The sequence below is a fragment of the Roseateles sp. So40a genome (assembly GCF_048081605.1).
GTDB lineage: Bacteria > Pseudomonadota > Gammaproteobacteria > Burkholderiales > Burkholderiaceae_C > Roseateles.
In genome coordinates, this window is the sequence record NZ_CP182288.1 from 3,485,366 (window position 1) to 3,510,095 (window position 24,730).

21 protein-coding genes are annotated in these 24,730 nt (G+C 68.9%); 14 read left to right on the forward strand and 7 right to left on the reverse strand.

Annotated features, from left to right (window positions below; translation table 11 throughout):
• Nucleotides 1-17 precede the first annotated feature (17 nt).
• The 7 genes from fliM to ACNI65_RS15890 all read left to right on the forward strand — a co-directional run bounded on the left by fliM (nucleotide 18) and on the right by ACNI65_RS15890 (nucleotide 4,410).
• Nucleotides 18-1,019, forward strand: coding sequence for a flagellar motor switch protein FliM (gene fliM, locus ACNI65_RS15860; protein ID WP_416757875.1), 1,002 nt, complete (start codon nucleotides 18-20; stop codon nucleotides 1,017-1,019).
• Nucleotides 1,012-1,452, forward strand: coding sequence for a flagellar motor switch protein FliN (gene fliN / locus ACNI65_RS15865; protein ID WP_416757876.1), 441 nt, complete (start codon nucleotides 1,012-1,014; stop codon nucleotides 1,450-1,452). The genes fliM and fliN overlap by 8 nt, the downstream gene beginning before the upstream one ends.
• Nucleotides 1,453-1,517: 65 nt before the next feature.
• Complete coding sequence (locus tag ACNI65_RS15870; protein WP_416757877.1) at nucleotides 1,518-1,883, forward strand: FliO/MopB family protein; 366 nt, start codon at nucleotides 1,518-1,520, stop codon at nucleotides 1,881-1,883.
• A gap of 13 nt (nucleotides 1,884-1,896) precedes the next feature.
• Nucleotides 1,897-2,691 carry a flagellar type III secretion system pore protein FliP gene (gene fliP / locus ACNI65_RS15875; protein ID WP_416757878.1) on the forward strand — a complete coding sequence of 265 codons (795 nt, stop codon included), beginning with the start codon at nucleotides 1,897-1,899 and terminating at the stop codon, nucleotides 2,689-2,691.
• A 31-nt stretch (nucleotides 2,692-2,722) separates the two neighbouring features.
• On the forward strand, nucleotides 2,723-2,992 hold the full coding sequence (fliQ, locus tag ACNI65_RS15880; RefSeq protein WP_416757879.1) for a flagellar biosynthesis protein FliQ: 270 nt from the start codon (nucleotides 2,723-2,725) through the stop codon (nucleotides 2,990-2,992).
• A gap of 8 nt (nucleotides 2,993-3,000) precedes the next feature.
• Nucleotides 3,001-3,765, forward strand: a complete 765-nt coding sequence (gene fliR / locus ACNI65_RS15885; protein WP_416757880.1) for a flagellar biosynthetic protein FliR — start codon at nucleotides 3,001-3,003, stop codon at nucleotides 3,763-3,765.
• 168 nt (nucleotides 3,766-3,933) lie between these two features.
• The gene (locus ACNI65_RS15890) at nucleotides 3,934-4,410 is read left to right on the forward strand and encodes a hypothetical protein (RefSeq protein ID WP_416757881.1); all 477 of its coding nucleotides are present in this window, start codon (nucleotides 3,934-3,936) and stop codon (nucleotides 4,408-4,410) included.
• Between the two features lie 45 nt (nucleotides 4,411-4,455).
• Here ACNI65_RS15890 and ACNI65_RS15895 read toward each other — a convergent pair whose 3' ends face one another.
• The 6 genes from ACNI65_RS15895 to ACNI65_RS15920 form a co-directional block, all read right to left on the reverse strand.
• Nucleotides 4,456-5,772 (reverse strand): ABC transporter permease, encoded by a 1,317-nt coding sequence (locus ACNI65_RS15895; RefSeq protein ID WP_416757882.1) that lies wholly within the window; start codon nucleotides 5,770-5,772, stop codon nucleotides 4,456-4,458.
• Nucleotides 5,773-5,774: 2 nt separating this feature from the next.
• On the reverse strand, nucleotides 5,775-6,944 hold the full coding sequence (locus ACNI65_RS15900; protein WP_416757883.1) for an ABC transporter permease: 1,170 nt from the start codon (nucleotides 6,942-6,944) through the stop codon (nucleotides 5,775-5,777).
• Between the two features lie 27 nt (nucleotides 6,945-6,971).
• Complete coding sequence (locus ACNI65_RS15905; RefSeq protein ID WP_416757884.1) at nucleotides 6,972-7,682, reverse strand: ABC transporter ATP-binding protein; 711 nt, start codon at nucleotides 7,680-7,682, stop codon at nucleotides 6,972-6,974.
• 29 nt (nucleotides 7,683-7,711) lie between these two features.
• The gene (locus ACNI65_RS15910) at nucleotides 7,712-8,935 is read right to left on the reverse strand and encodes an efflux RND transporter periplasmic adaptor subunit (protein ID WP_416757886.1); all 1,224 of its coding nucleotides are present in this window, start codon (nucleotides 8,933-8,935) and stop codon (nucleotides 7,712-7,714) included.
• A gap of 138 nt (nucleotides 8,936-9,073) precedes the next feature.
• Complete coding sequence (locus tag ACNI65_RS15915) at nucleotides 9,074-9,721, reverse strand: response regulator (RefSeq protein ID WP_297531346.1); 648 nt, start codon at nucleotides 9,719-9,721, stop codon at nucleotides 9,074-9,076.
• On the reverse strand, nucleotides 9,718-10,878 hold the full coding sequence (locus ACNI65_RS15920) for a histidine kinase (protein ID WP_416757888.1): 1,161 nt from the start codon (nucleotides 10,876-10,878) through the stop codon (nucleotides 9,718-9,720). The genes ACNI65_RS15915 and ACNI65_RS15920 overlap by 4 nt, the downstream gene beginning before the upstream one ends.
• Before the next feature lie 328 nt (nucleotides 10,879-11,206).
• Between ACNI65_RS15920 and ACNI65_RS15925 the strand changes: the two genes are divergently transcribed.
• The 7 genes from ACNI65_RS15925 to ACNI65_RS15955 all read left to right on the forward strand — a co-directional run bounded on the left by ACNI65_RS15925 (nucleotide 11,207) and on the right by ACNI65_RS15955 (nucleotide 21,441).
• On the forward strand, nucleotides 11,207-11,620 hold the full coding sequence (locus ACNI65_RS15925; RefSeq protein ID WP_416757889.1) for a hypothetical protein: 414 nt from the start codon (nucleotides 11,207-11,209) through the stop codon (nucleotides 11,618-11,620).
• Between the two features lie 123 nt (nucleotides 11,621-11,743).
• On the forward strand, nucleotides 11,744-12,106 hold the full coding sequence (locus ACNI65_RS15930) for a response regulator (RefSeq protein WP_058934514.1): 363 nt from the start codon (nucleotides 11,744-11,746) through the stop codon (nucleotides 12,104-12,106).
• A gap of 19 nt (nucleotides 12,107-12,125) precedes the next feature.
• Nucleotides 12,126-14,285 (forward strand): chemotaxis protein CheA, encoded by a 2,160-nt coding sequence (locus ACNI65_RS15935; protein ID WP_416757890.1) that lies wholly within the window; start codon nucleotides 12,126-12,128, stop codon nucleotides 14,283-14,285.
• Nucleotides 14,286-14,347: 62 nt separating this feature from the next.
• A complete protein-coding gene (locus tag ACNI65_RS15940; protein ID WP_416757891.1) occupies nucleotides 14,348-16,261 on the forward strand; it encodes a methyl-accepting chemotaxis protein in 1,914 nt (637 codons plus the stop codon).
• 22 nt (nucleotides 16,262-16,283) lie between these two features.
• Nucleotides 16,284-16,826 carry a chemotaxis protein CheW gene (locus ACNI65_RS15945; protein ID WP_416757893.1) on the forward strand — a complete coding sequence of 181 codons (543 nt, stop codon included), beginning with the start codon at nucleotides 16,284-16,286 and terminating at the stop codon, nucleotides 16,824-16,826.
• 162 nt (nucleotides 16,827-16,988) lie between these two features.
• Nucleotides 16,989-19,085 (forward strand): methyl-accepting chemotaxis protein, encoded by a 2,097-nt coding sequence (locus tag ACNI65_RS15950; protein WP_416757894.1) that lies wholly within the window; start codon nucleotides 16,989-16,991, stop codon nucleotides 19,083-19,085.
• Between the two features lie 298 nt (nucleotides 19,086-19,383).
• The gene (locus ACNI65_RS15955) at nucleotides 19,384-21,441 is read left to right on the forward strand and encodes a M3 family metallopeptidase (RefSeq protein WP_416757896.1); all 2,058 of its coding nucleotides are present in this window, start codon (nucleotides 19,384-19,386) and stop codon (nucleotides 21,439-21,441) included.
• Between the two features lie 72 nt (nucleotides 21,442-21,513).
• On the opposite strand, the gene ACNI65_RS15960 is transcribed toward ACNI65_RS15955, so the two are convergent.
• Complete coding sequence (locus ACNI65_RS15960) at nucleotides 21,514-24,612, reverse strand: EAL domain-containing protein (protein WP_416757897.1); 3,099 nt, start codon at nucleotides 24,610-24,612, stop codon at nucleotides 21,514-21,516.
• Nucleotides 24,613-24,730: the final 118 nt, after the last annotated feature.

The window sequence follows — 24,730 nt, forward strand, 5'->3', positions numbered from 1 at the left end:
CCCGAAGGGATCAGGCGATGAATCAGCAAATCCTGTCGCAAGACGAAGTCGATGCCCTGCTCCAGGGCATCACCGGCGAGAGCCAGAAGCTCGAGGCCGAGGAAGTCCAGACCGGCGGCATCCGCGAGTACAACCTCGCCAGCCAGGAACGGATCGTCCGTGGGCGCATGCCCACGATGGAGATCATCAACGAGCGTTTCGCGCGCAACATCCGCATCGGGCTGTTCAACTTCATCCGCAAGAGCCCGGAAGTCGCCATCGGCGGCATCAAGGTGCAGAAGTACAGCGCGTTCCTGCGCGAGATCGTGGTCCCGACCAACTTCAACATCGTGTCGGTGAAGCCGCTGCGCGGCAACGGGCTGATCGTGTGCGATCCGACGCTGGTGTTCGCGGTGATCGACTCGCTGTTCGGCGGCATCGGCAAGTTCCACACCCGCATCGAGGGCCGGGACTTCTCCGCCACCGAGCAGCGCGTGATCCTGCGCCTGGTCGAGGTCATCATCCAGGAGTACACCAAGGCCTGGAAGGGCATCTATCCGCTGGAGCTGGAATACCAGCGCTCGGAGATGCAGCCCCAGTTCGCCAACATCGCCACGCCCAGCGAGATCATCGTGTCCACGTCGTTCACGCTGGAGATCGGCGAGACCAGCGGCACGGTGTACTTCTGCATCCCCTACTCCACGCTGGAGCCGATCCGCGACGTGCTGTACAGCACCACGCAGGGCGACTCGAGCGAGCCGGATCGCCGCTGGGTCAACCTGCTCAAGCACCAGATCCAGTCGGCCGAGGTCGAGCTGGTGGCGGAGCTGGCCAACGCGCCCGCGACGGTGGAACAGCTGCTGGCGTTCAAGCCGGGCGACTTCATCGAGCTGGACCTGCAGCAGATGATCCAGGCCAAGGTGGACGGCGTGCCGGTGTTCGATTGCCATTACGGCACCTCGAACGGCAAATATTCGATCAAGATTGAAAAGATGCTGACCGGCCCGGATGCCGGCTGGCTGGGAGCCCGCAATGGCTGACAACACCCCGATGGACGAACAGGACGCAATGGCCGCCGAATGGGCGGCAGCGCTGGCGGAAGCCGGCGGCGGCGGCAGCGAGGTCGCAGCCGAAGTGCAGCCGGTGGCCGAGCAGGTCGCGCCGGCGGCCTTCACCAACTTCGCGCCGACGCCGGGCAACCTGCCCGGCAGCGACATCAACATGATCCTGGACATCCCGGTCCAGTTGACCGTGGAGCTGGGCCGCACGCGCATTCCGATCAAGAACATCCTGCAGCTGGCGCAGGGCTCGGTGGTCGAGCTCGACGCGCTGGCCGGCGAGCCGATGGACGTGCTGGTCAACGGCTACCTGATCGCGCAAGGCGAGGTCGTGGTCGTCAACGACAAGTTCGGCATCCGCCTGACCGACATCGTGACCCCATCCGAGCGCATGCGGCGCCTCAGCAAGGCATGATCTGACCCCGGCTCAACCCCACCTCGGTGGGGTTGATGCATTTCGGGGACGCATAATCGCCCGCCATGAACAACAGCCTCGTTCCCCTGCTCTGGTTCCTGGCCATCCTGGCCTTGATTCCAGTCGTGCTGTGGCTGCTCAAGCGCACGCCGCTGGGCGGCGCCGCGCTGGGCGGGCAACTGCGCACGGTGGCGCAGCTGGTGATCGCGCCCAGCCAGCGCATCGTGATCGTGGAGGTCGGCCAGGACGCGGACCGCCAGTGGCTCGTGCTGGGCATCACCGGCCAGCAGATCCGCACGCTGCATGTGATGCCGCCGCAGGCCGACGCCGGTGCGGCGCTGCAGGCCGCGCAGCCCTCGTTCTCCTCGCTGCTCAAGCGCAGCCTGGGCGGCAGGCACGCCGATGGCCCCGGTTCCTCCACCTCGACCTGAGCGGGAACGGCGCATGACGGCGATCTCTTCCCCGACCCGCGCGCGACGCGCGCTTCGTCCGCTGGCGGTGACGCTGGGCGCGCTGGCGCTCGGCGGCCTGGGCGCCGCGGCCTGGGCCCAGCAGGGCGGCGCGCCGGCGAGCGTGCCGCTGGTCATCGGCCAGGGCGCCGGCGGCAACAGCTACTCGGTGCCGATCCAGACCCTGCTGTTCTTCACCGCGCTGGGCTTCCTGCCCGCGGTGGTGCTGATGATGACGGGCTTCACCCGCATCGTGATCGTGCTGTCGCTGCTGCGCCAGGCGCTGGGCACGCAGGCCGCGCCGCCCAACCAGGTGATCGTCGGGTTGTCGCTGTTCCTGACCTTCTTCGTGATGAGCCCGACGCTGGACCGCGTCTACGCCGAGGCCTGGCAGCCCTACCAGAGCGGCCAGATCGGGTTCGAGGTCGCGCTCGAACGCGCGCAGGTCCCGATGCGCGGCTTCATGCTCAAGCAGACGCGCCAGTCCGACGTCGCGCTGTTCGCCAAGCTGGCCAAGCTCGAACCCAACGTCGCGCCCGAGAACGTGCCGTTCCGCGTGCTGGTGCCGGCCTTCGTGACCAGCGAGCTGAAGTCCGCCTTCCAGATCGCGTTCCTGATCTTCATCCCCTTCCTGGTGATCGACATGATCGTGTCCAGCGTGCTGATGAGCCTGGGGATGATGATGCTGTCGCCGGTGCTGGTGTCGCTGCCCTTCAAGCTGATGCTGTTCGTGCTGGCGGACGGCTGGAACCTGCTGCTGGGGTCGCTGGCGGCCTCGTTCGCGCAGTAGCGCCGGCCACCGCCCGAGATCGGAGAACCGCATGGATGCCCAACAAGTCTTCAGCGTCGGCCAGCAGGGCCTGTACGTGCTGCTGCTGGTCGCCGCGCCCATCCTGCTGACGGTGCTGGCCGTGGGGGTGCTGGTGTCGGTCTTCCAGGCCGCGACGCAGATCAACGAGTCGACGCTGTCGTTCGTGCCCAAGATCGTCGCGGCGGTGCTGGTGCTGGCCATCGCCGGCCCGTGGATGATCACGACGCTGGTCGAATACATCCAGCGCACGCTGCAGAGCATCCCGACGGCGCTGGGCTGAGGCCGCGCATGATTTCCTTCAGCGAAGCGCAGCTGCTGGCGTGGCTGAATCCGATCCTGTGGCCCTTCATCCGCACGCTCGCGTTGTTCGCCGGCATGCCGGTGTTCAGCCAACGCAACGTGCCGACGCGGGTGCGGATCGGGCTGGCGCTGTTCATCTCGGTGGCAGCGCAGCCCTCGCTGCCGACGATGCCGGTGATCCCGCTGGACTCGCTGCCGCACCTGCTCTCGGCGATCGGGCAGCAGTTGCTGATCGGACTGTCGATGGGTTTCGCGGTGCGGGTGGTGTTCGCCGCGCTCGAATTCGCCGGTGAGCTGATCGGGCTGCAGATGGGGCTGAACTTCGCGGGTTTCTTCGATCCGTCGACGGGCGGCCAGGGCACGTCGACCTCACGTTTCCTCGGCTCGATGGTGGCCTTCCTGTTCGTGGCGATCAACGGTCACCTGATGCTGATCAACTCGCTGGTGGAGAGCTTCCAGGCCTTCCCGGTGGGCGAGGACCCGTTCCGTTTCCTGCGCATCGCGCAGCCGCAGGTCTGGGGCGCGGAGATCTTCCGGATGGGCTTGTGGATCGCGCTGCCGCTGATCACGATGCTGCTGTTCGTGAACCTGGTGCTGGGCATCATCTCGCGGGTGGCGCCGCAGCTGAACGTGTTCTCGGTGGGCTTCCCGCTGACGGTCAGCATCGGACTGGTGGGACTGGTGGCGACGCTGCCGCTGATGCATCAGCCCTTCATGGTCGCGCTGGAGCGGATGCTGGCGGCGTTCAACTGAGAGTTCCCACTTTCGAGGGGAACTCGACTTTGCATTTTTCTCCCCCACCGCCAACTGGTTTGGGTCATGGTGGATCGAGGGTCAGGTCTGAACAATCAGCGGACTCGATGCCTGCGGCACCTCTGTCGCAGCGGCGAGTCCCGATTCACCTGACGATGGAGAAACACCATGCGACCCATGACCCAGGCAGAGACCGTGCAGGTCAACGCCATCCTGACTTCAAGCCCTCCCGCACCGACCGAGCAACTGGAAGACATCGGCTACGGGCGTGAAGCGCTGATCGGCTCCCAGGAGTTTGACCGGACGATCGATGCGTTCCTGCATCATCAAGACGAGATCAACGCCGAGGACCTCGATGCTTTCCTCACGCACGTGAAGAGGAGCTTCCCCGACCGTGAGATCACCGCTCAGATCTGCCCTGACGATGACCCGGGCGGGATCCTCATCTTCAGCATCTACGGTTTCACCGCACACGAGCAGATGGGGAATCCGGAGGAGGACCTCTTCTACGAAGACTTTCCGGCGCATCTCGACCACGCCGCGGGCCCTGTCACCATCTTTGTTCGAACCGGCCCGTATATGTCCCGATCTCGAGAGAAGGAGTCGAAGACGGCCGGAGGGTCAAAGGCAAATGAACGCCCTTGACCGAAGAGCCGCGTCCACCTCCCGGTGGCGCGGCTCTCCACGCGATCACAACTCCCGCAACGCCGTCGTCACCGGCACGCTCGCGGCGCGCACCGCGGGGAACAGGCCGCCGATGAAGCCGATGGCCAGGGCCCACTTCAGCCCCTCCCACAGCAACTGACCCGACACCCGCAGCTCGAAGCTCAGCTTGCCCACCGACCCCGCGGCCATCGTCGACGCCGCATGGCCGTTGAACAGCAGATACGCGATCCCGCCACCGATCAGCCCGCCCAGCGCCGCCAGCAACATCGTCTCCAGCATCACCGCGACCACCACCGGCAGACCAGGGAAGCCGATCGCGCGCAAGGTCGCGATCTCGCGGGCTCGCGTCGCCACGGCGGCGAACATCGTGTTCAGCGCGCCGAACACCGCGCCCACCGCCATGATGCTGCCCACGACGATGCCGATGATGCGCAGGATCTTGGTCATCTGCTCCGACTGCTTCGCGAAGAACGCCAGCGTCGTCGTCGCGTCCACCTTCAGCTGCGGATTGGCTTCCAGCGCGTCCTTGAAGCCCTTGAACGCCGCGGCATCCGTGAGCTTCACCGTCACCGAGTTGCGGCTCGCGCCGCGCCGGTAGGTCTCGGCCACCACGGGAGCATCGGCCCACAGCTCCGATTCCATCGAGTCTCCCGACGCGAACACCCCCGTCACCGTCCACATCTGGCTGCCCAGACGCAACTGCTTGCCCGGCTCCAGGCCCTCGAACTGACGCGAGGCGCCCTGGCCGACGATCAGCTCCTTGAGCCCGGGCTGGAACTTGCGCCCGCTGATGATCTTGACCTGCGGCCGCACCGCGAAGGCCTCGTCGCCCACGCCGCGCATCTGCACGCTGCCCTCTTCGTCCGTCTTCGTGCCCTTGACGGGCAGGTTGGCCGCCACCACCGTCTCCGCCGAGACCAGCGGCTCGCCCTTGGCCGACTTCGCCACGCCCGGCGCCTGCGAGATCTGCGTGATGTCGTCTCGCGACATCACCGAGGCGACCTCCGCCGCCGACGCGCCGCGCAGCACGATGGCGGTGTCCTCGCTGCCGGACTTGCGCAGCGTCTCCGCGTAGCCCTCGGCCATCGCCAGCAGCGCCACCAGCACGCCGACCACGCCGGCGATGCCCACGACGATCACTGCCGACGAGCCCAGCCGCTGCGGCAGCGTGCTCACGCCGACACCCGTCACCGAGCGCGCCTGCGCGCCACGGCGCGTCAGGAACATCCACAGCGCCAGGATCACCGCCAGGCCAAGCGCGCCCGTCCACGGCAGCATCACCCAGGCTGCCAGCACGACCGCCAGCAGCAGGATCAATCCCAGGTTCTTCAGGAACTTCATGCTCAAGCCCTCCCCGCCAGCGCGTCGGTGATGTTCAGCCGCATCGCGTTGAGCGCCGGCAGCGCGCCGACGATCACCCCGAACAGCACCATGAAGCCCACGCCCATGGCCCAGCTGTTGAGCCCGGCCGCAGGCAGGTTCAGCGAACCGCCGCTGCCCGCGCTGATGATGGGCCCGAGCACGCTCGCCAGCGCCAGGCCGATCACGCCGCCGATCACCAGCAGCAGCACCGACTCCGCCAGCACCATCGCCAGCACGCTGCGCCCGGAGAACCCGATCGTCTTGAGCACCGCGATCTCGCTGGTGCGCTCGCGCACCGCCTGCATCATCGTGTTGCCCGACAGCAGCAGCAGCGTGAAGAACACCGCGCCCATGATCGAGCTGACGATCAGCCCGATGTCCGCGACCTGCTTCATCCACGACGCCATCGCGGCCTGCTCGGTCTGCGTGCGGGTCTCATGGTCGGAGTTGGCCGAGATCGCATCGATCGCCTTGGCCACGCGGTCCGCCTGATTCGCGTCCGCCACGCGGGTCACGTACCAGCCGACCTGGCCCTGGTTGTAGGGCGTCGTGTCGTCGAAGTACTTCCAGTTCAGCAGGAACATCTGGTCGTACCAGCCGCCCGACTTCTTGTCGGCCGCGTGGATCAGGCCGACGATCTCGAACTGCCAGTTCTTGCTGCCGTTGCGGTCCGGGAAGATCGTCGACTGCAGCGGGACCTTGTCGCCGACCTTCCAGTTGAAGCGCTTGGCCAGGCCCTCGCCCACCAGCGCGCCGATGCGCGTCGAGGCAAACGCCTGCTTCGCCTGGTCGGTGACGACCATCTCCGGATACGCGTCCAGGTAGTTGGGCGCGACCGCGAAGCTGAAGACCTGGTTGTGCGGGTCCTGGTAGGCACCGCCGAACCAGTTCGCGTAGGTCACCTGCTTGACGCCGTCCACCGCCTGGATGCGCTGCGTCAGCGACATGGGCAGCGTCTGGATGAAGGACAGCCGCGAGCCGGTCTGCAGCCGCGACGCGCCGTTGGCCGACTGGCCGGCTTGGTCGAAGGAGGTGCGCACCGCGTCCAGCAGCCCGAACAGCAGGAACGCGGTGATGATGGACACCAGCGTCAGCACGGTCCGGAGCTTGCGCCGGAACAGCGCCGCCCAGATGAGATGAAGGTATTTCATGGCCTACCCCTGATGTGTGCCGCGGCCTCAGCCCACGACGTGGGCGCCCTGCTCCACCAGCGTGCCCTTGTCCAGGTGCAGCGTCTGGCGGGCGCGTTCCGCGGCCTTCGGGTCGTGGGTGACCATCACGATGGTCTTGCCGTGGTCGCGGTTGAGCGCCTGCAGCAGCGCCAGCACGTCCTCGGCCGACTGGCGGTCCAGGTCGCCGGTGGGCTCGTCGCAGACGAGCAGCGTCGGGTCGGACACGATCGCCCGAGCGATCGACACGCGCTGCTGCTGGCCGCCCGAGAGCTCGGTCGGCTTGTGGCTCGCGCGGTCCGACAGGCCGACCAGCTGCAGCGCGATCGCGGCGCGCTTCTTGCGCTCCGCGGCCGAGAGCTTGGTCAGCAGCAGCGGCAGCTCCACGTTGCGCTGCGCCGACAGCGTCGGCATCAGGTTGTAGAACTGGAACACGAAGCCGACCTTGGCCGCGCGCCACTTGGACAGCTTGGCCGCGCTGAGCTGGTCGATGCGCTCGCCGCCGATGGCGATGCTGCCGCCGCTGGGCTGGTCCAGCCCGCCGATCAGGTTCAGCAGCGTGGTCTTGCCGGAGCCCGACGGGCCCATCAGCGCCAGGAAATCGCCCTGCGCCACGTCCAGGTCGATGTGGTGCAGCACCTCCACTTTCTGCTTGCCTCGGGTGTAGACCTTGGACAGGTCGCGGATCTCGATCAGATTGCTCACGGTGACTCCTCGCATCAACGGTTCATGCACTTCGATCACTTGGATCACTTGGCGGTGGTCAGCTTGATGCCGCCGCCATCGCGCAACTGCTCCGGCGGATCCAGCACGATGGGCTCGCCGGCCTTCAGGCCCTCGAGCACCACCGCCTGGTCGCCCACCGGCGTTCCCTGCTTCACCTTGCGCGCCGCGGCGTTCTGGCCGACGACGACGAACACCACCTCCGCGCCGTCGCGCGTCACGACCGCCGAGCGCGGCACCAGCACGCCCGGCGGGGGCGCTGCCTGCGCGTCGTTCTTTGCGGCCAGGAAGGACACGCGCACGCCCATGTCGGGCACCACGCGCTGGTCCTTCTTCTCCAGCGCCACGCGCACCTTGACGGTCGCCTTGCCGCGGTCGGCCGCGGGCACGACCGCGATCACATGCGCCGGGATGCGCCAGTCGGGATAGGCATCGAGCACCGCCTCGGCCGGCATGTCCGCCTTGACCTGGCCGATGTAGGCCTCGTTCACGTCGACGTCGACTTCCAGCGACTCCATGTCGACGATGGTGCCGACCCCGGTCCGCGTGAAGCCGCCACCGGCCGACAGCGGCGAGACGATCTCGCCGACCTGCGCCGCCTTGGCGGTGATGACGCCGGCGAACGGCGCCTTGACGACCGTGTAATCGAAGTTGACCTGCGCCTGCGTCGCCTGCGCCGCGGCGGCGTCGGCCTCGCGGCGGCGCGCCTCCAGCAACGCCGTGTTGGCCGTCACCGCGGTGCGGGCCTGCTCGGCGGCCTGTTTCGTCGACATGCCGCTGGCGGCCAACTCGTCCTGGCGGCGCAGGTCAGACTGCGATTGCGCCAGTTGCGCCCGCGTGGCCTCGACATTGGCCTGCGCGCTCTTGACGTTGGCCCGGGCCATGTCCAGCGCGGCACGCAGCGCGTGGTCCTCGAGCCGGGCCAGCACCTGGCCCTTCTGGATCTTGTCGCCCTCCTCGAAGAGGACCTCGGTCAGGGTGCCCGTGATCTGCGTGGAGACCGTCGCCGCGCGCCGCGCGGTGACGTAGCCGGTGGCTTGCAGGACCGCGTTGCCTCCGGCCGCGCCGCCGCGCGCGAGCGCGTTGGCGGTCTGGACCTCCGGGATCCGGGACTGCTGCCACCACCACCAGCCGCCGGCCGCGGCCAGCGCCAGCACGACGACGACCGCGCCCAGGATCCAGACCCACCGCGGCGGTCCGCCGCCGTGGTCCTCGCGCTCATCGCCCTGGATGCGCAGTTCTTTCAACAATGCGGTATCGATGACGGCCCCCTGCTGTGTTCAATGCCGGGGCGCATTCTCCGAGGCGCCCCCTCCTCGTCAATGCTCGCTTGCGATGAATGGCGGCTGGCTGGCGCGAACGTCCCCTGGGGACGACGAACGGAACGGCTAGCTTTCGACGAGTCCGTTGCGGATCGCGTAGACCGTCAGCTCGGAGTTGTTGGACAGCGCCAGCTTCTCCAGCACGCGCGCCCGGTAGACGCTGACCGTCTTGGGACTGAGCATGAGCTCCTCGGCGATGTCCGACAGCCGCTTGCCCGAGGCGATCATCACCAGCGTCTGCAGCTCCCGGTCCGAGAGCTTCTGGTGCGCCTGCTCCGGCGCGGGCGCCGTCAGGCTCTCCACCAGCATCTGCGCGATCTCGGGCGTCACGTACTTGCGCCCTTGGGCCACCGTGCGCACCGCCTGCACCAGCAGCTGCGGGTCGCCGCCCTTGTTCACGTAGCCGAAGGCGCCCGCGCGCAGCGCGCGGATCGCGTACTGGTCCTCGGGATACATCGACACGATCAGCACGCGCGTGGTCGTGCCTTCATCCTTGAGCACGTGCAGCACGTCCAGGCCGCTGCGGCCCGGCATGTTGATGTCCAGCACCAGCACGTCGCACTGCTTGTCCGCGGCCAGCGTGCGCATCAGGCTGCGCAGCTCGCCGTAGTCGCCGGCCTCGCCCACGACCTCGATGTCGGGCGCGTCGGACAGCGTGTCGCGGATGCCGCGGCGGATCAGCGCGTGGTCGTCGCAGAGGATGACTTTGATCATAGGGCGCCCCACGAAGAGGGGTCATGCGTGACCGCCACGCCGACGGGTTCGCCGTCGTCGTCGAACTCCAGGTCGCCGAACACACCGCGCAGCGGCACCGACAGGATCAGCGCCGTGCCGTGCACGCCGCTGCTCAGGTCGACCCAGCCGCCCACGGTGGCCGCGCGCTCGCGCAGCCCGCGGATGCCGAAGCTGCGGGCCTTGCTCAGGTCGCCCGGCGCGATGCCGTGGCCGTTGTCCTTGATCTCCAGGGTCAGCACGCCGCCCTCCATGCTCAGCTCCACGTCGACCTTGGTCGCCCCGGCATGCTTGGACACATTGGTCAGCGCCTCCTGCGCGCAGCGGTAGGCCACCAGCGGCACACCCGCCGGCAGCTGGAACTGCTCGCCCACATGGCGGACCGCCGTGGTGATGCCGGTGCGACGCTCGAAGCGCGCCGCGAGCCATTGCACTGCTGCCAGCAATCCCTGTTCCAGGATGGCCGGACGCAGGTTGTGCATGATCCGCTGGCTCGATTCGATGGCGCTGGTGACCGTCTCCAGCGCCGACTGCACGCGCTGCTGCACGTCCTCGTCCTTGCTGTGGCGCGCGATCCACGCGAGGTCGAACTTCAGCGCGGTCAGCGAGCCCCCCACGTCGTCATGGATTTCGCGCGCGATGGCCGCGCGCTCCATCTCGACGCTGGTCTGCAGGTGGCCGGCCAGCTCGTGCAGCTGCTGCTTGGACTTGAGCAGCTCGCGGTCGGCCTCCTGGCGCGCGAGCTGCGCCTCGCAGGACTCGATCGCGTGCAGCAGCGCCGGGGCCAGCCGCGCCAGGTTGTTCTTGAGCAGGTAATCCGAGGCGCCAGTCCGCATCGCGGCCACGGCGGTGTCCTCGCCGATCTCGCCCGAGACCAGCACGAACGGGAGCACCCGTTGCCGCTGCTTGATCATGTCCAGCACGACCAGGCCCGAAAACCCCGGCAGGTTGTAATCGGAAATCACCGCGTCCCAGGTCTGGTCCAGGGCCCGCTCGATATCGGGCAGCGTGTCCAGCCGCGTCACTTCGAAGCGCAATCCGGCCCGTTGCAACTGGGCCAGGATCAGTTGGTGATCCAGGTCGGAATCCTCGATATGAAGCAGGCGCAGGCGGCGCTCGGCCAGGGGGAGAGTCGGCATGGGCGCGAGTATGCCAAGTTTGTCGCGCATCCCTCGACCACGCGTCCGGCCCCCACGTTTTATTCATCTGGAAACCGTAGAGTGTTGGGTTTACCCTTATCGAGATTTGTAGGCGCCTCGTCGATGACCAATCGATCTGAGCGATTGGGCCGACTTTGCACGGTTAGTCCCGTCGACAGAAGCGTGGCAAACGCCGAAGATTCTTGCCAGCCGACAAAGTCCGGGCGCATGTCTGAGTTGGGCAGACATGAGAAGGCACCAGGACAGCCTATGTGGAGTCAAGATGCAAATCGATGAGACGTCGGTCGAACCGGACGAGAGTGGCCTGATGCCGCTGCTTGCCGCGGCCGAGCTGCAGGACCATCTGATGACGGTCAACAATGACCTGGAGCGCCTGCAGCGCTTGCTGGATGACGCCTGCGAGGCGTTGTCGACGCATTTCTTCGGCGCGTCCAGCCTGGTCGACCAGATGCGTGAGCGCCTGCCGGAGGCCAGGGATCAGGACGCGCTGCAGCAGCTGATGCTGCATCTGGCCGGCGCGATCACCGCGCTGCAGTTCCAGGACATGTCCACGCAGCTGATCGCGCACACGAGCCAGCGCCTGCGCAACTGCTCGGACCAATTGGCCCGAGACACCTTCGGCGACGACGAGGACGGCATGGCCGTCGTCGAGACCGCCCCGCTGCGCCCCAATCCCGTCACGCAGGACGAGATGGACGCCGGCTCGATCGAATTGTTCTGACGAAGTTACGTCCTTCCGTCCGTTAGGTCACGAAAACACGGGGCGTGGTCAGCCGACCGCCCTCAAGGTCCTCAAGAATCTTCAGGTCCACCCGAAAACCGCTAGTCATCCGGAGAACTCAAAATGCCCTCGATCCTCGCCGTAGACGATTCGGCCTCCATGCGCCAGATGGTCTCGTTCACCCTCAAGAATGCGGGTTTCAACGTCGTGGAGGCGGTGGACGGGCAGGACGCCTGGGAGAAGTCGACGCAACGCGATTTCGACCTGGTGCTGACCGACCAGAACATGCCCCGGATGGACGGCATCAGCCTGACCAAGAAATTGCGCGACAACCCGAAGTTCAAGACCACCCCGATCCTGATCCTGACCACCGAGTCCAGCGATCAGATGAAGCAGGCGGGCCGCGCCGCCGGTGCCACCGGCTGGCTGGTCAAGCCCTTCGACCCGGCCAAGCTGATCGAGGTGATCGGCAAGGTGATCCGCTGACGTCGAGCTGGAGAGATTCATGGGAGATATGACCTCCGAAGGCGCAAACCTCGGCGCAGGCATCGACCTGAGCCAGTTCTACCAGGTCTTCTTCGAGGAAGCCGGGGAGAACCTCGACAACATGGAACAGCTGCTGCTGAACCTGGACATCGACAACCCGGACGATGAGCAGATGAATGCCATCTTCCGCTGCGCGCACTCGATCAAGGGCGGCGCGGCGACGTTCGGCTTCAACGACGTGGCCGAGCTGACGCACCAGATGGAGACGCTGCTGGACAAGCTGCGCCGCCATGAACTGGCGCCGACCTCGCCGATGGTGGACGTGCTGCTGCAGTCGGGCGACGCGCTCAAGGCGCAGCTCGCGCGTCACCAGGGCTCCGGTGCCGACGCCGTCGACACCTCGGACCTGCTGAGCAGCATCCGCACGCTGGTGGACGGCGGCACGCTGGATGGCACGCGCGCACCCGCGCCGGCCCCCGCGGCCGCGGCCCCTGCCCCGGCAGCCGCCCCCACGCCCGCGCCCGCGCCGCTGAAGTCCAGCGTGCGCCAGCTCGAGCTGCTGGTGGGCCCGCTGAGCGACGCCGCGCAGGCCGACAACCTCGTCGAGCTGTTCAAGGAAATCACCGACCTGGGCACGATCGAGCCGCTGGACGGCGGGATCCCCGCCGACGGCATGCGCCGTTTCAAGGTCCTGACCAGCAGCACCGACAACGACTTGCTGGACCTGTTCACCTTCCACGTCTCGCGCGAGCAGGTCAAGATCCTGCCGCTGGGCGAGGGCTTCGGCTTCCATGAGGGCGCGCCCGGCGCGCCGCCGGTGGAGGCCAAGGTCGAGGACCCGGGTTACGGCTTCTTCGACGATGCCCCGGGCGTGCCCGAGGCGACCGCCGCCGAGGTCAAGGCCGCGGAAGCCGCCGCTGCCGCCGCGCCCAAGGCCAACGTGCCGGCGACCGCGGCCAAGCCCGCCGCGCCGGCCCGCAACGAGGTCGCCCCGCGCGCCGCCGCGGCCGGCCCCGACCAGTCCACGCTGCGCGTGTCGGTCGAGAAGGTCGACCAGCTGATCAACCTGGTGGGCGAGCTCGTCATCACGCAGGCGATGCTGGCGCAGAACAGCCGCAACTTGGATCCGGGCCTGTATCAGCAGCTGGCCTCGGGCCTGGCCGACCTGGAGCGCAACACGCGCGACCTGCAGGAATCGGTCATGTCCATCCGCATGATTCCGATGTCGGTCGTGTTCAACCGCTTCCCGCGCATGCTGCGCGACCTGGCGGCCAAGCTCGGCAAGAAGGTCGAGCTGGTCACGCAGGGTGAAGCCACCGAGCTGGACAAGGGCCTGGTCGAGAAGATCACCGACCCGCTGACCCACCTGGTGCGCAACAGCTGCGACCACGGCATCGAGTCGCCCGCCGACCGCCTGGCCAAGGGCAAGCCCGAGCAGGGCACGATCACGCTGGTCGCCTCCCATCAGGGCGGCTCCATCGTCATCGAGGTCCGCGACGACGGCCGCGGCCTGAATCGCGAGAAGCTGATCCGCAAGGCCCGCGAGAAGGGCATCGACGCGCCCGACACGATGACCGACCAGGAAGTCTGGGGCCTGATCTTCGCGCCGGGCTTCTCGACCGCGGACCAGGTCACCGATGTCTCCGGCCGCGGTGTCGGCATGGACGTGGTGAAGAAGAACATCACCTCGCTGGGCGGCACGGTGGAGATCGACTCCGCCGAGGGCTACGGCATGAAGGTCTCGGTGCGGCTGCCGCTGACGCTGGCCATCATGGACGGCATGAGCGTGGGCGTGGGCGAAGAGGTCTACATCCTGCCGCTGTCGTCGGTGGTCGAGTCCTTCCAGGTCCAGTCCGACACGATCAAGACCGTCGGCGGCTCGGGTCGCGTGGTCGAGGTCCGTGACGAGTACATGCCCGTCGTGGAGCTCGAGCAGGTGTTCAACGTGCCCCGCTTCGACTTCGAGCACGTCAGCTCGATCATGGTCGTCGTCGAGGCCGAGGGCGGCCGCGTCGCGCTGCTGGTGGACGAGCTCCTCGGCCAGCAGCAGGTCGTGGTGAAGAACCTGGAGGCGAACTACCGCAAGGTCACCGATGTCTCCGGCGCCACCATCATGGGCGACGGCCGCGTCGCGTTGATCCTGGACGTGGGCAGCCTGGTGCGTCGCTCGCGCCATTGAGCCCCGCTGTTCGAGGGCAGGCGCCGGCCGCGCGGTCGGCGCCGAATGCATAAGAGGTAGACATGAATTTCAGCGCATTGATGCGGCAATTCAGCATCCGGACCCGCATGATCGGGGCCATCGGCATCGTGCTCGCACTGCTGATGGTGGTCGGCAGCGTCGGGCTTTTCGGCATGCAGTCGATGCGCGGCCAGACGCAGGAATTCCTGGAGAAATCCGCGACCCGCGGCCAGCGCGTGGGCGCCCTTCACGGCGCGATGGGAGAGATCCGTCGCTACGAGAAGGACATGATCATCAACTACGAGAAGCCCGAGGCCGTGAAGCAGGCCCACGCGAAGTGGGATGCATCGCGCAAGGCCGCGGCCGAGCACCTGGAAGCCGTCGCGGCGCTGAGCCCCGACGAGGACAAGGCGGTACTGCAGCAGATCAAGGCCTCGCTGGAGGGCTACGCGCAGAAGGCGTCCAACGTCGTCACGCAGCTCGAGGCGGGCGCCTATGACCATGCCGCCGTGGCCGACCGCCTGCTGGGCGCGGCCAAGGACCAGGTCGCGCAGGCCGAGAAGCAGCTCGACGAGGTCGAGAAGCGGATGCAGGTGCAGGCCGACGACATGCGCGCCGGCATCGAGAAGACCCAGGGCGGCGTGTTGTGGACCTTCGGCCTGGTGCTGGTGTTCGCCGCGATCGTCGTGGTGCCGCTGACGCTGCTGAACATGCAGACCATCTGCGCGCCGCTGGCCGAGGCTGAGGCGCTGGCCGAGGCGATCGCCGAGGGCGACCTGTCCCGCGCGATGAAGCCGGTCGAGGGTGTCGATGAAGCGTCCAAGCTGATGCGCTCGCTGCACCACATGCAGGAAGCGCTGCAGGCGATGGTCACGCAGCTGCGCACGGCTGCGGACTCGATCCGCACCGCGTCGGTGGAGATCGCCACCGGCAACCAGGATCTGTCCAGCCGCACCGAGCAGACCGCGTCCAACCTGCAGGAGGCTGCCTCCTCGCTGGTGCAGCTGACCGGCACCGTCAAGCAGACCGCCGATTCGGCGCGCACCGCCAACCAGCTGGCCTCCTCCGCCTCGGGCGCGGCGGCCAAGGGCGGCGAGGTGGTGAGCCAGGTGGTCTCGACGATGGACGAGATCAACGCCAGCTCCAAGCGCATCAGCGACATCATCGGCACGATCGATGGCATCGCGTTCCAGACCAACATCCTGGCGCTGAACGCGGCGGTCGAAGCCGCCCGCGCCGGCGAGCAGGGCCGCGGTTTCGCGGTCGTGGCCGGCGAGGTCCGCTCGCTGGCCCAGCGCAGCGCCGAAGCGGCGCGCGAGATCAAGACCCTGATCGGCGCCAGCGTCGAGCGCGTCGAGACCGGCTCGCGCCTGGTGCAGGAAGCCGGCACGACGATGAGCGACATCGTCTCCAGCGTGCAGCGCGTGACGGACATCATCGGCGAGATCACCGCCGCGTCCAGCGAGCAGAGCGACGGCATCAGCCAGGTCAACCAGGGCGTGAGCAACCTGGACCAGATGACGCAGCAGAACGCCGCGCTGGTGGAGCAGTCCGCCGCCGCCGCCGAGAGCCTCAAGGACCAGGCCGAGCGCCTGGGCGGCGTGGTCGACCGCTTCCGCGTGTCGGGCAACGCCGGCGCGCTGTCGGCCACCGCGTTCACCGCGAAGTCGACGACCCCGGCGGCCTCGTCGAGCACCGCGTCAGGCAACACGTCCTTCTCGGCCAAGCCCGCGTCGTCGCTGTCGTCATCGACGTCGTCCGCCGCGAGCTTCAAGCCCGCCGCGCCGAAGCCGGTCACGACTCCCGTGAAGTCCGCCGCGCCGAAGGCGACGGCGTCCAGGGCCGCGACGACGGCGAGCGCCAAACCGGCGGTCAAATCGGCCCCCAAGCCCGCGGCCAAGGCCGCTGCCCCGTTCACTCCCCCGCCGGCACAGCCGGCCACCACCGCCCCCGATGGCGACTGGGAAACCTTCTAATCAGCCGCACGAGGTCAAGCACATGGAAATCGTTCAACAAACCGGCACGCAAGTCGCCCACGCGAACTCCGGCGCTCTGGTCCCGCAAGGTGCCAGCGCCGCGCCCGCCAGCGGCGAGTACCTGACCTTCCGCCTGGGTCAGGAGGAATACGGCATCGACATCCTGAAGGTGCAGGAAATCCGCTCGTACGAGCAGCCGACCCGCATCGCCAACGCGCCCGACTTCATCAAGGGCGTGGTCAACCTGCGCGGCGTCATCGTCCCGATCGTGGACCTGCGCCTGAAGCTGGGTTGCGCGACGGCCGAGTACAACGGCTTCACCGTCGTCATCGTGCTGAACGTGAAGAACCGCGTCGTGGGCGCGGTGGTGGACTCGGTGTCCGACGTGCTGGAGCTGAATCGCGACGCGATCCGCCCGGCGCCGGAGCTGAGCGCCAGCACGGTCAACACCAGCTTCATCATGGGCATCGGCGCGGTCGCCGAGCGCATGCTGATCCTGATCGACATCGAAGGGCTGATGTCCAGCGCGGACATGGGCCTGATGGATGCGATGACCACTGCCTGATCGAACGAACGCCCGGCCTGACCGGGCGTTTCTTTTGATCGGTCCGCATCGGCCTGGGATCAGGCGGCGATGCGGCGGCGCGAGAGAGCGTCGTGAGAGCGGGAACGCGGGGGGAAGGTGCCGAGAGCGGGAATCGCCCGGCATGAGCCTAGGAGTCCGTGCATGTTCGACTCGATCAAGACCCGGCTGATCTCGCTGGGCGTGGGCATCGTGGCCCTGACGCTGCTGGCGATCACCATCGCCAACTACGTGACCGTGCGGGGCCACACGCGCCAGCAGGTCTCGGAGGCGCTCGATGAGCTGGCCGCCGCGCGCGCCGACGCCATCCGGCAATGGGTGCGCACGCAGCGCGACATCGTCGCCTCGCTGCAGCCCGCCGTGGCCGCCGCCGATCCCGTGCCGCTGCTGCAACAGGCGGCGAAGTCCGGCCGGCTCGAGGCCGCCTACGTCGGTTTCGCCGACAAGAAGATCGTCTTCAACACGCCGCAGAACCTGCCGGCGGATTACGACCCCACCAGCCGTCCCTGGTACACCGGCGCCGCGGGCGCCTCCGGCACCGTGCTGACGGCGCCCTACATGGACGCGTCCAAGGGCCGGCTCGTGGTGACCTTCGCGGCGGCGGACAAGAGCGGCGGCGGCACCAAGGCGGTCATCGCCACCGACGTGTTCCTGGACGACGTCGTGGCCACGGTGCAAGCGATCAAGCCGACGCCGGGCGGCTTCGCGTTCCTGATGTCCAAGGACGGCAAGATCGTCGCGCACCCCGATGCGAAGCTCGCGCTCAAGGGCGCGACGGCGGTGTCCGAGCAGCTGACGCCCGAAGGTCTGGCCACGGCGCTGGATCCGAAGGCCGGCTGGGTCGAGGCGCAGGTCGGCGGCGACGCCTTCCTCATCAGCGGCACCCCGATTCCCGACACCGACTGGCAGCTGTTCGTCGCGGCGAAGAAGGACGAGGCGCTGGCCTCGCTGAGCGCGCTGCTGCGCACGGCGGTGATCACGGCGCTCATCATGATGGCGGTGGCGGCGCTGGCGATGACCGGCACGATCACCGCGATGCTGCGCGGCGTGGACCAGGTGCGCGTGGCGCTGGACGACATCAGCGCCGGCGACGGCGATCTGACGCAGCGGCTGCCCGCGGGCGGGCGCGACGAGGTCGGCCGGATCGCGTCCTCGTTCAACGTCTTCGCCGAGAAGATCCAGCGCATCCTGCTGGACGTGCGCGCGGCCAGCAACTCGATCACGACGGCGTCCAGCGAGATCGCCATCGGCGCGCAGGACCTGTCGCAACGCACCGAGCAGACGGCCTCGAACCTGCAGCAGGCGGCGTCGTCGATGGAGGAGCTGACCGCGACGGTGCGTCAGACCGCCGACGCGGCGCAGACCGCCAACCAGCTCGCCTCCAGCGCCTCGAGCGCCGCGGCGCGCGGTGGCGAGGTCGTGGGCCAGGTGGTCTCGACGATGGACGAGATCAGCGCGAGCTCGCGGCGCATCAACGACATCATCGGCACCATCGACGGCATCGCGTTCCAGACCAACATCCTGGCGCTGAACGCGGCAGTGGAAGCCGCGCGTGCCGGCGAGCAGGGGCGTGGGTTCGCGGTCGTGGCGGGCGAGGTCCGGACGCTGGCGCAACGCAGCGCCGAGGCAGCCAAGGAGATCAAGTCGCTGATCGGCGCGAGCGTCAACAGCGTCGAGGCCGGCACGCGGCTGGTGCAGGCGGCGGGCGAGTCGATGAACGACATCGTGCACAGCGTGCAGCGGGTGACGGACATCATCGGCGAGATCACCGCGGCGTCCACCGAGCAGAGCAGCGGCATCGCGCAGGTCAACGACGCGGTGGTGCAGCTCGACCGGATGACGCAGCAGAACGCGGCGCTGGTGGAGGAATCGGCCGCGGCGGCGGAGAGCCTGAAGGATCAGGCCCACAAGCTGACCGAGATCGTGTCGGTGTTCCGGCTCGGGCAGGAAGGGCATGGCGCGCCGATGAGCGTGGTGGCGAAGAGCCACAAGCCGGTGAGCGCGCACAAGACCGCAGCGACGCCGGCGGCCGCGCCCGCGAGTCACGCGCCGATCGCGGCACATGTGGCGGCGCCGAGCCCGGCACCGAAGGCCACGCCGAAGCCGGTGGCTCGGGCGGCGTCGAATGGCGCGGCCAAGCCCGCCAAGGCAGCCGCGCCGAAGCCGGCACCCAAGCCGGTCGATCCGCCGCCGCCCAAGGCCGCTCCGTCAGCCCCGGACGGCGACTGGGAAACTTTCTGATTGCAGCGCCACTGGAAGCCCCCTCGCCCGCGGAGCGGGAGAGGGCGGGGGTGAGGGCTCTGCGCAGGGCACTTTGCCTCACCCGAGCCCTCACCCCACCCTCTCCCGCTTCGCGGGCGAGGGAGCAAGAAGACCATCGCGCGACCTCGGTGGCCGCCGCAGGACAATCCCGCCTCGTGATGGGGAAGCCCCGGACTTGATAGTCCGGGCCCTGTCCCCACGATAGAAAGCTCCCGCGCTCACGCGCGCGAAAGGCTGAGACACTGTCCCGGACTTTCGCCAGACTCACGAGGCCTGCATGACCGACACCTCCGCCGCAGCGAACCCGCTGCTCTCCCAAGCGTCGCTGCCCGACTTCGCCGCGATCGACCCGTCGCACATCCAGCCGGCGATCACCGAACTCCTGGCCCAGGCCCAGCAGGCGCTCGACCAGGTCACCGCTCCGGACGCCCCCGCCGACTACGACTTCCTCTCCCGCACGCTCAACGTCGCCTCCGAGCGCATGGGCACGGCCTGGGGCGCCGTCGGCCACCTCAACGCCGTCGCCAACACCCCTGCCCTGCGCGAGGCCTACAACGCGATGCTGCCCGCGGTGACCGAGTTCTCCACCGCGCTGGGCGCCAATGAGGCGCTCTTCGCCAAGTACAAGGCGATCGCCGCGCAACCGGGCCTGTCGCCCGAGCGCGCGCAGCTCCTCAAGCACGCCGTGCGCGACTTCGTGCTCGCCGGCGCCGAGCTCGAGGGCGAGGCCAGGGAGCGCTACGTCAAGATCCAGGAACGCGCCGCGGAGCTGGGCCAGGCCTTCTCCGAGCACGTGATGGACGCCACCGACGGCTGGAGCTACCTGGCGACCGCCGCGGAGCTCAAGGGCGTGCCGCCGGACGTCATCGCCAACGCGCGCGCCGCCGCCGAGAAGGACGGCCAGACCGACACCGACCTGCACAAGCTCACGCTGCACTTCCCCGTCTACATGCCGGTGATGCAGTACGCCGAGGACCGCGCGCTGCGCGAGCGCCTGTACCGCGCCTACGTCACGCGCGCCAGCGAGCTGGGCGACAAGCCCGACTGGGACAACGGCCCGCTGATGCAGGAACTGCTGATGCTGCGCCAGGAAGAAGCCAAGCTGCTGGGCTACGCCAACTTCGCCGAGGCCTCGATGGTGCCCAAGATGGCGAGCTCCCCGGCCCAGGTGATCGAGTTCCTGCGCGACCTCGCCGCCCGCGCCCGCCCCTACGCGCAACGCGACCTGGACGAGGTGCGCGACTTCGCCAAGGCGGCGCTGCAGCTCGAGGATCCGCAGGCCTGGGACCTGCCCTATGTGTCGGAGAAGCTCAAGGAGGCGCGTTACGCGTTCTCCGACCAGGAGGTCCGGCAATACCTGACCCTGCCGCGCGTGCTGGACGGCCTGTTCCGCATCGTCGACAAGCTCTTCGGCGTGCAGCTGGTGCCTGCGAAGGCATCGGTGTGGGACGAGTCGGTGCAGTTCTGCGAGCTGCGCCGCGACGGGCAGCTGATCGGCCAGGTCTACCTCGACCTGTACGCGCGCCCGGGCAAGCGCCCCGGCGCGTGGATGGACGAGGTGCGCAGCCGCTGGGCCCGGCCCGCGGCGTCGACCGGCGGCGCCGGCACCGAGCAGATCCCGGTGGCGCACCTGGTCTGCAACTTCCCGCAGGGCGCCGACGGCAAGCCCGCGCTGCTCACGCATGACGACGTCACGACGCTGTTCCACGAATGCGGCCACGGCCTGCACCACCTGCTCACGCGCGTGGCGGAGCTGGGCGTGTCGGGCATCTCCGGCGTCGAGTGGGACGCGGTCGAGCTGCCCAGCCAGTTCATGGAGAACTTCTGCTGGGAGTGGGAAGTGATCCAGCAGCTGTCCTCGCATGTGGACACCGGCGAGCCGCTGCCGCGCGCGCTGTTCGACAAGATGCTGGCCGCCAAGAACTTCCAGGCCGGCCTGCAGACGCTGCGCCAGATCGAGTTCGCGCTCTTCGATATGCGGCTGCATGCCGAGCCCGGCGCCGAGACCCGCATCCAGGAGGTGCTCGACGAGGTGCGCGCCGAGGTCGCGGTGCTGCCGCCGCCGGCATTCAACCGCTTCCAGCACAGCTTCTCGCACATCTTCGCGGGCGGCTACGCGGCGGGTTATTACAGCTACAAGTGGGCGGAGGTGCTCTCGGCCGACTGCTGGAGCGCGTTCGAGGAGGAAGGCGTGTTCAATCCGGCCACGGGCCGGCGCTACCTCGACGAGATCCTGTCCATGGGCAGCGTGCGCGACGCGATGGACAACTTCAAGGCCTTCCGCGGCCGCGAGCCCACCATCGACGCGCTGCTGCGGCATCAAGGGATGGCCTGAGCCCTCCGGACCCCGGCCGCGCTGATCACAGCGACGGCCGCGGCGACGGCGTCGCCGTGGGCACGATCACCATCAAGTGACCGGAGGCGGCTTCTTCCAGGGCACCGTCTGGATGAGCCGCTTCGCGTCCTCGGCCGGCAGGGCCTTGGCGAACAGCCAGCCCTGCGCGACCTGCACGCCGAGCTCTTCCAGCATCGCCGCCTGCGTCTCGTCCTCGACGCCCTCGGCCAGCGTCTGCTTGCCCAGCGCCCGCGCCAGGCCCACGATCGTGCGCACGATCTCGAGGGCCTCGCGGCCCGCGGACAGGCGCATCACGAAACTGCGGTCGATCTTGAGCGTGTCGAACGGGAAGCGGTGCAGATACGCCAGCGACGAGTAGCCCGTCCCGAAATCGTCGATCGAGAGCTTGAATCCCATCCCCGCCAGTTCCTGCAGCACCTCGGCGCTGCGCTGCGGATTGGCCATCGCCATGCTCTCGGTGACCTCGAACTTGAGCTGCGAGGCTGGCACGTCGCCCAGGGCCTTGAGCGTCTCACGCGCGTCCTCGAGCAGCTCGACATCGCGCTCCAGCTGCACGCCGGAGACGTTCACCGCGATCTCGCCCTTGAAGCCGATCTCGCGCCAGCGCCGCAGTTGCAGCGCGGCCTCGATCAGCGTCCAGCGCCCGATCTCCACGATCTGGCCGCTCTCCTCGGCCACCGGGATGAAGTCGCCCGGCATCACCATGCCGCGCGTCGGATGCTGCCAGCGGATCAGCGCCTCGAAGCCGAGCAGCGCGCGGTCCGACAGCCTCACGAAGGGCTGGTAGTGCAGCTGGAACTCGCCGGCCTGCAGTCCGCGCGCGATGTTGTCGCGCACCCAGCGGCGTGACTGCTCCACCAGCTGCTGCGCCGGATCGAAGAGCTTCGCATGGCCGGCACCGGCCGCCTTCGCCCGCGCGAGCGCGCTTTCCGCGGCGGCCAGCAGATCGTCGGGGCTGAAGTTGCCCTGACCGGTGAACGCCCAGCCCGCGCAGGCCGACAGGCGCTGCGGGCCGATGGACTCCGACGGGAACGGCTCCTCGATGCGCGCCAGCGCCCATTCGGGCACGCGATCGACCAGCGCGCCGGCCTCGATGCGGGCCTCGAAGAGCAGCCCGAACAGATCCGCGCCCAGCCGCGCGACCACGCGTCCGCCGCGCGTGTTGCGCGTCGTGCCGCCGGACAGGCGCCGCGCGCTCTCGACCAGCACCGCGTCGCCGGCGACCAGCCCATGGCGCTCGTTGAACGCGCGGAAGTCGTCCAGGCCCACCAGCGCCAGCCCGATCGGCACGCCCGGCGTCGGATGCGCGAGCCGCTGCGCGACCAGCTCCATGAACAGCGCGCGGTTGGGCAAGCCGGTGAGCCGGTCATGCAGCGCGTCATGCGCGACCTGCTCGTGCAGGCGCTCGTTCTCGCTGATGTCGGTGAGCGAGCCCGCCATGCGCGCCGGCTTCGGCGGATGGCCGGGCGTCGCGGGCTTCGCGCGCATACGCCGGCGCTTGCCGCCGCGAGCGAGCGCCTCGTCGGGCACCGCCACGCCCCGCGCCAGCAGCGCGCGCCGCTGGCCGCCCTGCTCGAAATGCAGCACATGGTGGAACTGCTGGCTGCGCCCTTGCAGGTGCGCGTCCAGGTCCGCGCGGAACAGCGCCGCGGCGGCCTCGTCCAGCGGACGCGTGAAGCGTGCCATGCCCGTGGCCTCCGCGGCCTGGCGTGCGCGATCGTCGTCGGGCATCGGCTCGCCCATCAGCGCGAGCCAGCGCGCCGAGACCTCCAGCCGGTCGCCGCCGATGTCCCAATCCCAGAGCCCGTCGTTGGCGCCGCGCGCGGCCAGCGCGTAGCGTTCCTCGCTGACGGTGAGCCGGCGCAGCGCCTCGCGCCGCCGGGATTGGTCCGCCAGCGCGCGCAGGCTCAGCGCGCCCACGCTCGCCCCGGCCACCGCCAGCAGCGGATAGGCCAGCGAGAGCACGAGGAAGAGCTCCTCGAAGGCCCACTGCGCGGCGGCGAGCCCGCCACCGATCAGCAGCGCCACGCCCAGCAGCCCGCGCCACAGCGCACCGCGCGCGAGCAGCGCCGCGCACAGCAGCGGCAGCAGGATCAGCGCGCCGAGTTCCGCCAGTGACGCCCACGCCGGCCGCGTCAGCGTGCGCCCGGTGAGGATGTTGTCGACCACCGTGGCCAAGCGCTCCATGCCCGGCAGGCCGGCATCGAAGGGCGTGGAAACAGGGTCGCCCGCGCCCTGCGCCGACACGCCCAGGATCACGATGCGGTTGTGCAGCGCGTCCTCGGGCACGCGGCCGTCGATCAGGTCGGCCAGCGAGACCGACGCGAAGGTGCCGGCCGGCCCGTAGTAGTTGACGCCCTGGCGCGAGAGCAGGTCCAGCGGCACGCGCAGCGAGCCCCAGCGCACGTCGCGGCTCCAGCGCAGCGTGGCCTCGGACCAGGGCTGGCGCATCGCGTCGCCGGCGATGTGGAGCGCGAGCGAGGGATAGACCTCGCCGTCCAGCGCCAGCGCGGGCAGGTCGTGGCGCAGGCTGCCGTCGACCTCGCGCTCGGCCTGCACATGACCCAGCGACTTCGCCGCCGACAGCAGCGGCTCGGGCGGCGCCTCGGCGCGCTCAGGCTGCAGCGCGCTGCGCGGCGCGCCCTCCGCGCGCAGGTAGGCCTGCGCGAGCAGCGCGGCCGGGACCGGCGCGCTCGCGGCCGTGCTCCCCGGGACTCCATTGGCCGGCGGCAACGCGAAGGGCAGCAGCACCGGCACGCCGCCGCGCATCGCCGCGGCGAGCGCGGCGTCGCTGTCGGGCTTGGCGTCGAGCAGCAGCATGTCCACGGCGATCAGCCGCGGCTTGGCCGCCTGCAGCCGCGTGATCGCGTCGGTCAGCAGCGGCCGGCCCGGTGCCATGCCACCGAAGCGCGCGGCGCTGGCGTCATCGAATCGGACCAGCGTGATCGGATAGGTCGTGCCCGGCGCGAGCCGGCCCCGCCATTGCGCTTGCGCGTCCTGCACGAGGCCATCCAGTCGCGCCAGCGGCCCGGCCTGCCAGCGCGAGAACCACAGCATCGCCACGGCCGCCGTGACCAGCAACGCGAGCAGCACCTGCGCCCAGGCCCAACGGGACGGCCACCGTCCTCCGGCGCTCTTCTTCGCGTGCATGCGGAACTCCCTCCTTCCATTCACGGCGGCCATCGTAGGCGATGGGACGGCGCCTGCCGCGAGGGCTTGCGAGCGATTGCGAGGCCTTGTCCGACACCAGGCCCCGACACCCGCCGAC